The 13,451-nt window shown below is 72.4% G+C and carries 8 protein-coding genes; 4 read left to right on the top strand and 4 right to left on the bottom strand.

All coding sequences use genetic code 11. The features are described 5' to 3' along the window. The first annotated feature begins 1,130 nt into the window (after nt 1-1,130). On the top strand, nt 1,131-4,733 hold the full coding sequence (locus AB0C19_RS11795; protein ID WP_357183122.1) for an ABC transporter ATP-binding protein: 3,603 nt from the start codon (nt 1,131-1,133) through the stop codon (nt 4,731-4,733). Nucleotides 4,734-4,781: 48 nt separating this feature from the next. Here the strand turns inward: AB0C19_RS11795 and AB0C19_RS11790 are convergent, their stop codons facing one another. From AB0C19_RS11790 to AB0C19_RS11775, 4 genes are all read right to left on the bottom strand, one after another. Continuing rightward, nucleotides 4,782-5,849, bottom strand: a complete 1,068-nt coding sequence (locus AB0C19_RS11790) for an NADH:flavin oxidoreductase/NADH oxidase (RefSeq protein WP_357183119.1) — start codon at nt 5,847-5,849, stop codon at nt 4,782-4,784. A gap of 69 nt (nt 5,850-5,918) precedes the next feature. Further along, nucleotides 5,919-7,211, bottom strand: a complete 1,293-nt coding sequence (locus AB0C19_RS11785; protein WP_357183172.1) for a dicarboxylate/amino acid:cation symporter — start codon at nt 7,209-7,211, stop codon at nt 5,919-5,921. A 168-nt stretch (nt 7,212-7,379) separates the two neighbouring features. Then, nucleotides 7,380-8,063, bottom strand: a complete 684-nt coding sequence (locus AB0C19_RS11780; protein WP_357183116.1) for a DUF998 domain-containing protein — start codon at nt 8,061-8,063, stop codon at nt 7,380-7,382. Further along, nucleotides 8,056-9,021 (bottom strand): glutathione S-transferase C-terminal domain-containing protein, encoded by a 966-nt coding sequence (locus AB0C19_RS11775; RefSeq protein ID WP_357183113.1) that lies wholly within the window; start codon nt 9,019-9,021, stop codon nt 8,056-8,058. Before AB0C19_RS11775 ends, AB0C19_RS11780 begins: the two co-directional genes overlap by 8 nt. Nucleotides 9,022-9,126: 105 nt before the next feature. Here AB0C19_RS11775 and pcaF point away from each other — a divergent pair, with 105 nt between their 5' ends. The 3 genes from pcaF to AB0C19_RS11760 all read left to right on the top strand — a co-directional run bounded on the left by pcaF (nt 9,127) and on the right by AB0C19_RS11760 (nt 13,449). Continuing rightward, on the top strand, nt 9,127-10,332 hold the full coding sequence (gene pcaF, locus AB0C19_RS11770) for a 3-oxoadipyl-CoA thiolase (RefSeq protein ID WP_357183110.1): 1,206 nt from the start codon (nt 9,127-9,129) through the stop codon (nt 10,330-10,332). Nucleotides 10,333-10,442: 110 nt separating this feature from the next. Then, complete coding sequence (locus AB0C19_RS11765) at nt 10,443-11,255, top strand: SAM-dependent methyltransferase (protein ID WP_357183108.1); 813 nt, start codon at nt 10,443-10,445, stop codon at nt 11,253-11,255. A gap of 4 nt (nt 11,256-11,259) precedes the next feature. Next, nucleotides 11,260-13,449 (top strand): EAL domain-containing protein, encoded by a 2,190-nt coding sequence (locus AB0C19_RS11760; RefSeq protein ID WP_357183105.1) that lies wholly within the window; start codon nt 11,260-11,262, stop codon nt 13,447-13,449. Nucleotides 13,450-13,451: the final 2 nt, after the last annotated feature.

Below are 13,451 nucleotides of genomic sequence, written 5' to 3'. Positions count from 1 at the left end.
CCGGCGAACACACCACCGGCGAACGCGAGACCAGCAACGGACAGCATGCTCTTACGGAAGATCGTGTTCATGAGGGGTAGCTCCTTCGGGGGTAGGACACCCACACCGCCAAAAGGGGGGACGGCGGCAAGGGTGTGAGCACCTCGTCCGGCGCTGCACAAACAAAGGGGAAAAAGTCTGAGGGGGTGACACCGTGTCGGGGTGTCGGGGTCGGCGACCTGCGAGCGGGGGGCTCGTGGCGCCGGGACCATGTGTAACGACCGGCGGGCCGGGGTCATTCCGGGATTGGCCCACTCGCCGGCACCCTCGTCGTGGCGGTGCCTGTCGGTCGTTCGTGGGGACTGTAACGAGCGGGTGGAGGCTGGCATTCCAGCCTGCGCGACCAGCCCTCACGGTCGGGCAGGCGGGTCGGTGGTGCTGCGATCGTCAGGGTGTGTAACGACCCCGGCCCGGCCATGATTCCGGCCCACGAGTGCACCCGACCACACCCCACAAACCCCCACCAACGGGCAAACCACCCACACCCACCGGAACCCCTGGCGTCCAATCGCCCCTCACCCGGAATGATCCACTCGGGTTCACGGAAGTCGGGGCATCCCGGACTCCCGGACACCCCGACGTCACGAAACCCGAGTCGATCAAGAAGGCTCTGTCGGGCGTCGGGGTTGGTTAAATCGCACTAGATCAGGCAAAACGCCTAGGGTGCCGGCAACGACGGAAGGGCTCCGCCGGCTCGGACTCGGGCCTGTCGGCCCTGACCCAGCTTGTCCGCCCCGACTCGGGCCTGTCGGCCCTGACCCAGCATGTCCGCCCCGGCCCGGGCTTGTCCGCACCGACCTGCCCACCGCGCCGGCTCTGACCCAGGACCATCGGCCCTGGTCCGGCCACTGGGCCGGGAATTGCCGGCCCGCTCCGGCCGCTGACGGCACTGACCGAAAACCGCCGGTTCGGTGCCCCCTGTCTGGTTCAGGCATCGGGCGGCGCGGCAGTGGCAGCGGCATCGAGCAGGTCGGCTGCCCGCGCTGGTGGAACTGACGGAAGTCCAGCTCAGAGGCCGGAAAATCGGTTGAGTTGAGGGGGTGGTGCCGGCAGGCTGAGGTCTCCGCCACCCACGTCCCGGAGGACTTTCCATGCGCCTGCTCCGTGATCTGTGGGGGACTTCAACCCGTCGTGTGACGATCGTGGCCGTCCTGATCGTGCTGGGCGCCGCGGGGCAGGCGGGCGCATCGGCCTTGGCCGGCGCGGTGCTGGTGCATCGTTCGGCTGGCTTCTTCGCCGTACTGGCCGCAGCCCTGGTCGCCGTGGTCCTCAGCGACCTCGCGGTGAGTCTGCTGATGGCCGGCCTGACCGCCGACTGGTCCGCCGACGTGCGTCGCCGGCTCTGCCGCGTCGCCCTCGGGCAGGACCTGCCCACCCTGGAGACCACTCCGGTGGGCGAGTTGCTGGACCGGATCGACGGGGACGTCTACCAGGTGGCGTCGGGAATTCGTAACCAGGGCACCCGGCTCGCCCAGGGCCTCTGCGTCGGTCTGTTGTCGATGGTCGTGGCGCTGTTCGTGTGGTGGCCGGCGGGGATCGCGATGCTGCTGCTCACTGTGGTGCTCGCGGTCGGCCTGCGCCGGCCCACGGCGCGGATCGGCCCGGCCCGGATGGCGGAAGAGGAGGCGTGGTCCGACCTGGCCGCCGTGATGGAGGAGGCGGTGCACGGCCAGGACGACGTACGGACCAGTCTGGCGCGGCCGTACGTGCTGCGGTTGTACGCCCGGCGGGCCTCCGCAGTGCTGTCCCGTGGCCTGGTGGTCTGGGTGCTGTCTGCCCGGGTGGCGACAGTGGCCACCGCGACGATCCGGGCGGGCATCGGCGCTGTGGTGCTCGGCGGTGCCTGGGCGTTGGCCACCGGCCGGATCGACGCCGCCCGCCTCACCGCCATCTGGCTGCTCGCCCTGGCCTTCGGGGCGACAGCGGAACACGTCAGCCGGATGGTGCCGGAGATCCAGGAGGCGCTCGGCGCGTGGGCGCGGGTGCAGTTGCTCTACAAGGCTCGGCAGGAGCCGGTCGGCGGGGCCAGCCCGAGCGAGGGTGACCTGCGCATTCGGGACCTGACATTCGGGTACGGGGAGAGTGACCGGGGGGCCGCGCTGCGCGGGCTCAGCCTCACCTTCGCGCGCGGTCGCTCGTACGCGCTGATCGGGCGGACCGGTTCGGGCAAGTCGACGTTGGCGAAGGTGCTCACCCGGGCGGTCGACGTGCCGCCGGGCACCGTCTTCCTCGGCGGCACCGACCTGTGCGATCTCGACGTCGAGCAGCTGCGCCGCTGGGTGGCGTTGGTGCCGCAGCGCACCGAGATCCTGGCCGGCACGCTCGCCGAGAACGTGGCGCTCTTCGACAGGGAGTTGCTCGACGCGGCGGCTCGGGCGCTCGACGAGCTGGGTCTGGCCAGCTGGATCGCGGAGCTGCCGGACGGGTTGACGACCCGGTTGGGGGAGGGCGGGCATGTGCTCTCCGCTGGTCAGGAGCAGTTGGTGGCGTTCGCCCGCATCCTGGTCCGGGAGCCGCACGTGGTGATCCTCGACGAGGCCACCGCACGGCTGGACCCGGTCACCGAGGCGCGGGTGCAGCGGGCCACCGAACGTCTGCTGCGCGACCGGATCGGCATCGTCATCGCGCACCGGCTCTCCTCGGTGCGCCGCTGTGACGAGGTGGTCGTCCTGGCCGACGGCGCGGTGGTCGAGGCCGGTCCGCTGGAGACGTCGACCCGCTTCGCCGAACTGTTGGCGACCAGCCACGCCGCCTCGTACGCCGCTGTGGCGCCGGCCGGTCGCACCGGCGTCGGCACCGACCTTCTGGTCGGCCCCGGCCCGGACGCGTGGCCGAGCGAGCCGGCACCCGTGCGGGTCGAACCGGTCGCGGCGACCGAGCAGGCCGCCGCCTGGTCGACCGAGCCGGCATTGACGCAGGTCGAGCCGAACGGGCAGGCCATTCGGGTGACACCGCCCGACAGCACGCAGGGCGCGGTCGGGCCGACCCGGGCCGATCCGCCGCCGCTGCCGCCGGTGCCGCCGGCCCGGACACTGCGGGAGATCTTCCGACTCTGCACAAACGATCCCCGGTACGGTGCGGCCGCGATCGTGCTGTTCCTCGGGCTCAGCCTGCTCGGGCTGGACGGCCCGGTGTTGCCCTGGCTCTGGGCGGACCTGGTCGACGGGACCGGCAACCCGTACCTGCCGGCGATGGGGATCGTCGCCGGGCTGCTGGTCACACTGCCGCTGCCGTTCTACACCCACGTCTGGTTCCCGCAGTGGTGGGTGCGGCAGATGCTGCGGATCGGCCTTCGCCTGGTGCACGGCCAGACCGGGCCGCGCCGGGTCAGCTCACACACTCCCGCCGAGGTGGTGGCTCAGGGCGGGGACACCGAGCGGGTGGTCCAGCTCGCCGACAACGTGCTGGACCAGACCGTCGCGCTGGTGCTCGTGGTCGCCATGACGGCTGTCACCGGCAGCGTCGTACCCGGGCTGTTCTTCCTCGGCACGATGGTCGTCTCCGGGCTGGCCGCGACGTTGTTCGGGCCGAAGCTGGAGCGTGCGGCCCGGGCGACGGTGGCCGCGCGGGCCTCCTTCGCCACGGCGCTGGTCTCCGCGCTCTCCGCGGCGCGGACGGTGAAGCTCGCCGGCGCTACCACTGCGGTGCTGCGCCACCTGGCGAGCCTCGACGTGCTGCGCAGCGACCGGCAGCGACGGGAGATCTCGGTGCAGGTGTGGGCGCGCTCCACACCGTCGATGGCCAGTGGGCTGTTGCCGATCGGCGCCTGGGCGCTCTACCTGAACGGTTCGCTGTCCGCCGGGGCGGTGCTGGTGGCCGTCTCCACACTGGGCGCGGCCCGCTGGTTCGCCTGGACGACGGCGTCGTTGATCTCGCAGCTGCCCTCGGCGCGGGTCTGGACCCGGCGTACTGCGGCGATGACCGGGGTGAGCGCGTACTCGGCGGGGGTGCCGGAGGTCGACCTGACCACCGGGACGGCGCCCGCGCCGACCATGCCGCCCCGGCATCCGCTGCGCCGGCTCGAGCTGCGCGGCTTCGGGGTGGTGCATTCCGACGGCACGGTGGCCGTCCGGGACGTGGACCTGACCGTGCAGCGGGGGCAGTTGGTGCTGGTCGTCGGGCCGGTGGGGTCGGGCAAGTCCTCGTTGCTGCGCGGGCTGGCCGGGATCGTGCACCACACCGGCGAGCTGGCCTGGAACGGTGACCCGGTCACCGAGCCGGAGCTGTTCCTGCGTCCCAACCAGGTCGGCTACGTCGGGCAGTTGCCCCGGGTGCTCTCCGGCACGGTGGCCGACAACATCGCCCTCGGGCACCAGGTGGACGCGGCGGGGGCGGTCAGCACCGCCCAGCTCGACCATGACCTGGCCGCCGCCGGTGGTGGGCTGGGCCTGCTCATCGGGCACAAGGGCACCCGGCTCTCCGGCGGGCAGTTGCAGCGGTTGGCGCTGGCCCGGGCGTTGGCCCCGCGTACCGAACTGCTGGTCGCCGACGACGTGTCGTCGGCGCTGGACGTCACCACCGAGCTGGCGCTCTGGCAGGCGTTGCGTGGCCACGGGGTGACAGTTGTCGGCTCGACCGCGAAGCGCGCCGCGTTGGTCCGGGCCGACCACGTGGTGGTGCTGCTCGGCGGGACGGTGGCCGCTCAGGGCGCCTGGCAGGACCTGGAGGGCGACTGGTCGCACCTGGCCGGTTGACCGACGGTCGGGCGGCCGCTCACGCGGCGGCCGCCCGACCGGTCGGGATCAGGAGGCGCGGGCGTACTGGGCGGGGCCGGAGTACGCGACGCCGAGCTTCGCGGCCGCCCGGCGCGGCCAGTACGGGTCGCGCAGCAACTCCCGACCCAGCAGCACCAGGTCGGCCTCGCCGCCGGCGACGATCTGCTCGGCGTGCTCGGGCTCCACGATGAGGCCCACAGCGCCGGTCGGCACACCGGCCTCGCGACGGATCTGGGCGGCCAGCGGCACCTGGTAACCCGGGCCGAGCGGGATGCGCTGGTCAGTGCTCACCCCACCAGAGGACGCGTCGACCAGGTCGACGCCGACGCCGGCCAGCTCACCGGCGAGCAACACGCTGTCCTCGATCGTCCAGCCGCCCTCGACCCAGTCGGTGGCGGAGATCCGGGTCAGCACCGGCACGTCCTCGCCGACAGCGGCGCGCACCGCGCGGGCCACCTCCAGGGTCAGCCGCATCCGGGCCGCCCGGTCGCCGCCGTACGCGTCGGTGCGGTGGTTGGTCAGCGGCGAGAGGAACTCGTTGAGCAGGTAGCCGTGGGCGGCGTGGATCTCCACGGCGGCGAAGCCGGCGTCCAGTGCGCGAACGGCTCCGGCCGCGAACGCCTCGACCACACCGGCGATGCCGGCTTCGTCGAGGCTGGTCGGCGTTCGGTAGCTGGCGGTGAACGGCTCCGAGCCGGGGGCGACGGGCGTCCAACCGCCCTCGGCGTCCGGCACGCCACCGCTTTCCGGCGCCCACGGCCGGTAGGTGGAGGCCTTGAAGCCGGCGTGCGCGAGCTGCACGGCCGGCACCGCGCCGTGGGCGGCGACGAACGCGGTCACCGGTCGCCAGGCGTCGACGTGCGCACCGGACCAGAGGCCGGTGTCCTGTGGGCTGATCCGGCCCTCGGGGAGTACTGCGGTCGCCTCGGTCAGCACCAGGCCGGCGCCGCCGACCGCGCGGCTGCCGAGGTGGATCAGGTGCCAGTCGGTGGGCAGGCCGTCGGGGCCGGCGGAGTACTGGCACATCGGTGCCATGGCGATCCGGTTGGGCACTGTGACCCCGCGCAGGGCCAGGGGAGTGAACAGGGAACTCATGGGGTCATCCTCTCCGACACGGCGACGGGCCCCCGGGGAGAGGGGCCCGTCGCCGTGCTGGTGAATTGGTCAGGCAGGAACGGGGCTGAGCTCGGGCCGGGTGTCGGCGACCGGCTCCGGGTCGGTCAGGTCCCGCCGGCCGGCGGACTCGTACGCGGCCCGGTCGAGAGTGCCCTCGCGGGCGGCGACCACTGTCGGCACCAGGGCCTGACCCGCGACGTTGGTGGCGGTGCGGATCATGTCCAGGATCGGGTCGATGGCCAGCAACAGGCCGGCGCCGGCCAGCGGCAGGCCCAGCGTGCTGAGGGTCAGGGTGAGCATCACGATCGCGCCGGTCAGACCGGCGGTGGCCGCCGAGCCGACCACCGAGACGAAGGCGATCAGCAGGTAGTCGCCGATGCCGAGCTGCACGCCGAACACCTGGGCCACGAAGATCGCGGCGAGGGCCGGGTAGATGGCGGCGCAGCCGTCCATCTTCGTGGTGGCGCCGAAGGGCACCGCGAACGAGGCGTACTCACGGGGCACGCCGAGTCGCTCGACTGAGCGCTGGGTCACCGGCATGGTGCCGACCGAGGAGCGGGACACGAAGCCCAGCTCGATCGCCGGCCAGGCGCCGGCGAAGAAGCGCAGCGGGTTGAGGCGGCCGGCCAGGATCAGCACCAGCGGGTAGACCACGAACAGCACGATGGCGCAGCCGACGTAGACGGCTGTGGTGAACTTCGCGAGGGGGGCCAGCAGGTCCCAGCCGTACGAGGCGACGGCGTTGCCGATCAGGCCGAGGGTGCCGATCGGGGCGAGCCGGATGACCCACCAGAGCGCCTTCTGGACGATCTCCAGCAGGGAGCGGTTCAGCGCCACGAACGGTTCGGCGGCGTCGCCGACCAGCAGGGCCGCGGCACCGATGACGACGGCGAGGAAGACGATCTGGAGGACGTTGCCCTCGACGAACGCGCCGACCGGGTTGGTGGGCACGATGCCGGTGAGGAAGTCGGTCCACGAGCCGGTGTTCTTCGGCGGCGCCGCGCCACCCAGGTCGAGGGTCACGCCCTTGCCCGGGTTGGTGAGCAGGCCGAGGCCGATGCCGATGCTCACCGCGATCAGCGCGGTGATGCCGAACCACAGCAGGGTCTTGACGGCGAGCCGGGCGGCGTTGGCGACGCCGCGCAGGCTGACAACGCTGACCACGATGGCGGTGAAGACCAGCGGCGGCACGGCCAGCTTGAGTAGTTGGACGAAGAGGCTACCGACTGTGTGCAGGGTGCTGGTCAGCCAGCTCAGGTCGTTGCTGCGGGCAATGAAGCCCAGCGCGACGCCGAGCACGAGGCCGAGCAGGATCTGCACGGAGAAGGGAATTTTGCGCAGGCTGAAGGGCATGAGGATGTATCCAATTGTCCGGTCCGATCGGGGCAGGCGTAGGAACGCGGCTAGCCCGGACAGATGCCACTGGCCTGCAGTCGGAGATCGACATACAGGCGGACAGTGAGGCCCCAGACGTTGGTCATCGCTGGCCGACGATACGCCGATTCCCGCTCATCGGAAGGACCGGACAGCGTGAGGCTCCTTACAGAGGGCCAGCGCGGTGGCGGTGCCCAGGCCCCACAGCACCGCGAGGGCGAGGATCAGGCGTTCCAGCACCCCCACCACCGGGCCTCGACCGATCACGAGCATCGCCAGCCCCACAGTGGCACAGAGCGGCAGGGCCAGCGCGGCGGCGACGCCGGCCAGCCGACGCACCGTCCGTCCGGCCGGCCCGGAGACGGCCAGCGTGATCATGGCGAAGACCACGGCGGCAGTCGCCGCGATGCTCGCGCCGCCGTGCACCAGGTCCGCCGCCGTCGCGCGCTCGAACGGCGGCAGCGGGCAGCCGCCGGAGCAGGTCACCGCCCCGGACACGGCGGTGAACACGGCCCCGGTGGCGAGCAGCGCAGGGGCCGCCGCCCACACCCCGGGGGGCAGCGCCGCGCCGATCAGCAGCAACGCGCCGGCAAGGGCCAGGATCCCGATCCGGTACGTCGCGGCGTGGGCGCTGCCGGCGATGCCCGCCTCGCTGACGTACCCGGTGAGCCCTGGACCGGGACCGGCGACCACGGCGAGCGTCACCGCCACCGCACCGGCGAGGATGCACCCGGCCGCCGCGGACCCGGCGACCCGGCGGGCGACCTCGCCGCGGGCCCTCGTCGCGGTCGGGGCGGCCGGCCGACAGGGCTCAGCCACGCCCGTGCGGCGTGCTCCAGCCGGACTCGTCCGGCCCGAGTGGCACGATGCCGCTGGGATTGATCTCCCGATGCGTGCCGTAGTAGTGCCGCTTGATGTGGTCGAAGTCCACCGTCTCGCCGAAACCCGGCGTCTGGAACAGGTCCCGGGCGTACGCCCAGAGCACCGGCATCTCGGTCAGCTTGTTGCGGTTGCACTTGAAGTGCCCGTGGTACGCGGCGTCGAAGCGGACCAGCGTGGTGAACAGCCGCACGTCCGCCTCGGTGATCGCGTCGCCCATCAGGTAGCGCTGCCCGGACAGCCGCTCGGAGAGCGCGTCCAGCCGGGCGAAGAGCGCCCGGAACGCCTCGTCGTACGCCTGCTGGGAGGTGGCGAACCCGCACCGGTAGACACCGTTGTTCACGTCGGTGTGGATCTCGGCCATCAGCGCGTCCATCTCGGGGCGCAGTGCCTCCGGGTAGAGGTCCGGCGCCCCCGCACGGTGCAGTGACCGCCACTGCGTGGAGAAGTCGAGGGTGAGCTGCGGATAGTCGTTGGTGACCACCCGACCCGTCAGGGCGTCGACGAGCGCCGGCACCGTCACCCGGCCGGTGTAGTCCGGGTCGGTGGCCAGGTACGCCTCGGAGAGGAAGCTCACGCCGAGCACCGGGTCGAAGCCGTCCGGGTCGAGGGCGAACGCCCAGCCCCGCTCGTCCCGGATCGGGTCGACGGTGCCCAGCGAGATCGCGTCGTCCAGCCCGAGCAGGCCACGCACGATCCTCGCCCGGTGTGCCCACGGGCAGGCCCGGCACCAGATCAGCCGGTAACGGCCGGCCTCCAGCGGCCAACGGTCCTGCTCGTCCGGGCCGCCGCCGGGCGGCGAGGTCGAGTCGGCGGTGACCCGACCGGTGAACCGGTTCGGCTGGCGGACGAACGCGCCGCCGCCGCTGGTCTCTGCGCTGAACTGGGCCCGGGCCATGCCGTCAACCTATCCGCTGCCGGCGCGGATATCCTGGCGGCCGGCAGCCCTCGTGACCCGGTGGGCGTGCCCACCCCCGCCGTCTGCACCCCCTAAGGACTCGCGATGACCGTGGCATACCTGGTGGCCGGTGTCCGCACCCCGATCGGCCGGTACGCGGGCGCGCTGGCCGGCGTCCGCCCCGACGACCTGGCCGCGCACGTGATCCGAGAGCTGGTCGCCCGCCACCCGTCGGTGGACTGGGCGCGAGTCGACGACGTCGTGCTCGGCTGCGCCAACCAGGCCGGCGAGGACAACCGCAACGTGGCCCGGATGGCGGCGCTGCTGGCCGGCCTGCCCGAGGAGGTGCCGGGCAGCACCGTCAACCGGCTCTGCGGCTCGGGCCTGGACGCGCTCGCCACCGCCGCCCGATCCATCGTCGCCGGAGACGCGGAGCTGATGATCGCCGGCGGGGTGGAGAGCATGAGCCGGGCGCCGTTCGTCATGCCGAAGGCGACGTCGGCGTACTCCCGCTCGGCCGAGGTGTACGACACCACACTGGGCTGGCGGTTGGTGAACCCCTTGATGCGTGACGGGTGGGGAGTCGACTCGATGCCGGAGACGGCGGAGAACGTGGCCGCCGAGTACGGCGTCGGCCGGGCCGAGCAGGACGCCTTCGCGTACCGGTCGCAGCAGCGTGCGGCCAAGGCCCAGGCCGACGGCCGGTTCGCAGAGGAGATCGTGGCGGTGTCAGTGCCGGCCGGTCGTCGGGAGACCCGGCTGGTCGAGGTCGACGAGCACCCGCGGGAGACCACGCTTGCGAAGCTGGCCGCGCTGCCCACCCCGTTCCGCGACGGCGGCACGGTGACCGCCGGCAACTCCTCGGGCGTCAACGACGGCGCTGTCGCGTTGCTGGTAGCCAGCGAGGCGGCGGTCGCCCGGTACGGCCTGACCCCGCTGGCCCGGATCGTCGGCGCGGCGGCGGCCGGTGTGCCGCCCCGGATCATGGGGATCGGCCCGGTGCCGGCCACCCGCAAGCTGCTCGACCGCGTCGGCGTCGAGATGGGCGCTGTGGACGTGGTGGAGTTGAACGAGGCGTTCGCCGCGCAGTCAGTGGCGGTGTTGCGCGAACTGGGGCTGCCAGTGGACGCCGACCACGTCAACCCGAACGGTGGGGCCATCGCGCTGGGGCACCCGCTCGGTGCCAGCGGCGCGCGGTTGGCGCTGACCGCCGCCCTGGAGCTGCGCCGTCGCGGCGGCCGTCGGGCTCTGGCCACCATGTGCATCGGCGTTGGTCAAGGCATCTCGCTGTTGCTGGAGTCAGCCGCCTAGAGTGGTCCACACCACACGACCCGCGGGTCGACCGGTGCCCACGCGTGCCCGCTGCGCGCCCCGACGCCGGTGCCGTCCCGCGCCGCGGCGATGAACTGGGGAGCACGCTGATGCCGGACGGACTGCCGACCGAGATCGATCTGACCAGGCCGAGCGCGGCCCGGGTGTACGACTACTTTCTGGGTGGGGCGCACAACTTCGAGATCGACAGGCAGTTGGCGGAGCAGATCGCCAGCATGACCCCGAATCTCGCCGCCACCATGCGCTCCGGTCGGGAGTTCCTGCGCCGGGCCGTCCGGGTGCTGCTCGACGCCGGCATCGACCAGTTCCTCGACATCGGCTCCGGAATTCCCACCGTGGGCAACGTGCACGAGGTGGCGCAGGGGGTGAACCCCAAGGCCCGTGTGGTGTACGTCGACATCGACCCGGTGGCCGTCGCGCACAGCCGGGAGTTGCTGGCTGGCAACGAGCTGACCGGCGTCATCCACGCCGACCTGCGTGAGCCGGAGCGGATCCTCGCCGAGACCCGACAGCTCGGGCTGATCGACTTCAGTCGTCCGATGGGCATCCTGCTGGCCGGGGTGGTGCACTTCATCCCGGACGCCGACGGGCCCGAGGCGATCCTGGCCACCCTGCGGGCCGCTGCCGCGCCGGGCAGCTTCCTGGTCGTCTCCCACTCCACCTTCGAGGACCAGCCGCAGGAGATGCTGGACGCCCAGCGCCTCTCCGCCCGCACCGCCACCGAGATCACCCTGCGCTCCCGCGCTCAGGTCACCGGCTTCTTCGGCGACTGGACCGTAGTGGAACCGGGCGTGGTGCACATGCCGCTCTGGCGCCCGGACGCACCGTCCGACGTGGACGAGCACCCGGAGCGGTTCGGCGCCTTCGGGGGCGTCGCCCGGTACGACCAGCCCGCCGGCTGATCTCGTGGCCGCCGTCCCGGATCCCGCCGGGGTCGATTCCGGCCGGGACCCCGCCGGGGTCGTCGCCGGTCGGGCGGATGCTCAGGGGTACGCCGCCGACTGGGCCCGCGCGGTGCGTCGGCTCGGTTTCGTGCCGCTCAGCGTGGCCGAGACCGAGCGGCTGCTGCTGGCGCACACGCTCCGGCTGGCCCAGGCGGTACGGTCGGAGCCGTTCAGTGCCCACCCGGCCGAGGAGGTCGGGCGGGCCCTGGTGGAGGCGCACCTCACCGAGCCGCAGGCCCTGGAGTGGACGCTGCGCGCGCTCGGCGCGACCTTCGGGCGTCGGGTGCTGTGCGACGGTGACCGGCCGGCTGACTTCGCCGACCGGATCGCGGCGGTGCAGGGCGGGCTGGCCGCCGGGTTCGCCCGTGCGCTGCGCGACCGCACCTTCAGCCAGCAGGAGCGGATCGCCCGGTCGGCCTGGCAGGCGCGCGACGAGGTCGAGCAGGCGCTTCGCGAGAGCGAGGCACGGTTCCGGGCGGTGTTCACCGGCGCCGCGATCGGGATCGGGATCGCCGGCGTGGACGGTCGGATCATCGACGTCAACCAGGCGTTCGCCGACATGCTCGGCTACTCGATCGAGGAGTTGCGCGAGATCAACGTGGCGGCGCTGTTCCACGCCGACGACGCCGCCGGAATGTGGGAGCTCTACCAGGAGCTGATCGAGGGGAAGCACGACGCCGCCCGGGTGGAGAAGCGCTACCACCGCAAGGACGGCACAGTGGTCTGGACGGATCTCGCCGTCTCGCTGATCCGCCACGATGGCCGGCCACGATTCACCGTCGCGATGATCGAGGACATCACCGAGCGGTACGAACTCCAGCAGCGGCTGCGCTTCCAGGCGCTGCACGACCCGCTGACCGGGCTGCCCAACCGGACGCTGTTCTTCGAGACGTTGGGACGGGTGCTCGACACCGCTGACGCCGGGCAGCGCGTCGGGGTGTGCTTCCTCGACCTGGACGGCTTCAAGGCGATCAACGACAGTCTCGGCCACGACCTCGGTGACCGGCTACTCGTGATGATCGGTCGGCGGCTGGCCGCGTGCGTGGCCGACCACGGCCACCTGGTCGCCCGGATGGGGGGCGACGAGTTCGTGATCCTCGTCGACGGAGGGGACGACACCGACGACCCGGTCGCCGTCGCCGAGGCCGCGCTGGCCGCCGTCGCGGCCCCGGTCCACGTCGGTGAGCACCAGTTGGCCGTCTCGGCCAGTGTGGGCATCGTGCAGTGCCCGGCCTCGGAGACCACCGCGTCCGAGCTGATGAAGGCAGCGGACACCACGCTCTACTGGGCCAAGGCGGCGGGCCGGGGCCGGTGGGCGGTCTACGACCCCGAGCGCGGCGCTCGGGACATCGCCCGCTCGGCGCTGGTCGCCGGGCTGCCCGCAGCACTGGAGCGGGGCGAGTTCGTGCTGCACTACCAACCGATCGTGTCGCTGCTGGAGGGCACCATGCTCGCGGTGGAGGCGCTGGTCCGTTGGGAGCATCCGGAGCTGGGCCTGATCGGGCCGGACCGGTTCATCGGCCTGGCCGAGGAGACCGGCCTGATCGTCCGGCTTGGCGAGTGGGTGCTGCGGCAGGCCTGCGAAGACGCCGAACGGTGGTGGCGGGAGTTCCCCGACGCCAGGCTGGTGGTCAGCGTCAACCTGGCCGCCCGGCAGGCCGACGAACCGGCCATCGTGGACACCGTCGCCGACGCCCTGCAGACCAGCGGACTGCCCGCGGAGCTGCTCCAACTGGAGCTGACCGAGAGCGCCGTGATGGGCAGTGCCGGTGAACCCCTGCGCAGCCTGCACCGGCTCGCCGCGCTCGGCGTCCGGCTGGCCGTTGACGACTTCGGTACCGGGTACTCCAACCTGGCGTACCTGCGGCGGTTGCCGATCCACTGCCTGAAGCTCGCCGGTCCGTTCGTCGAGGGCATCCGCGCGGACGGGACCGACGTGGTGGCCGACCACCGTGACGAACGGATCGTGGACGCGTTGGTCCGGTTGGCGCACGCCCTCGAGTTGTGGGTCACGGCCGAGGCGGTGGAGACCGGCGTGCAGGCGGAACGGCTGCGGGCGCTGCGCTGCGACACCGGGCAGGGCCGATACTTCGGTGCGCCCGCCCCGGCCGACGTGATCACCACCCGGCTGCGCGGCGGAGCGTTGGCGTGAGC

Origin of the sequence: Micromonospora sp. NPDC048842 (genome assembly GCF_040649935.1) — a bacterium.
GTDB classification, from domain to species: Bacteria; Actinomycetota; Actinomycetes; order Mycobacteriales; family Micromonosporaceae; genus Micromonospora; species Micromonospora hortensis.
This window is presented reverse-complemented; position numbering and strand designations above follow the sequence as displayed.

Bases quoted from the DNA above. Each gene is read 5' to 3' on its own strand.
- AB0C19_RS11795 (WP_357183122.1), top strand. From the start codon at position 1,131: ATGCGCCTGCTCCGTGATCTGTGGGGGACTTCAACCCGTCGTGTGACG.
- AB0C19_RS11790 (WP_357183119.1), bottom strand. From the start codon at position 5,849: ATGAGTTCCCTGTTCACTCCCCTGGCCCTGCGCGGGGTCACAGTGCCC.
- AB0C19_RS11775 (WP_357183113.1), bottom strand. From the start codon at position 9,021: ATGGCCCGGGCCCAGTTCAGCGCAGAGACCAGCGGCGGCGGCGCGTTC.
- pcaF (WP_357183110.1), top strand. From the start codon at position 9,127: ATGACCGTGGCATACCTGGTGGCCGGTGTCCGCACCCCGATCGGCCGG.
- AB0C19_RS11765 (WP_357183108.1), top strand. From the start codon at position 10,443: ATGCCGGACGGACTGCCGACCGAGATCGATCTGACCAGGCCGAGCGCG.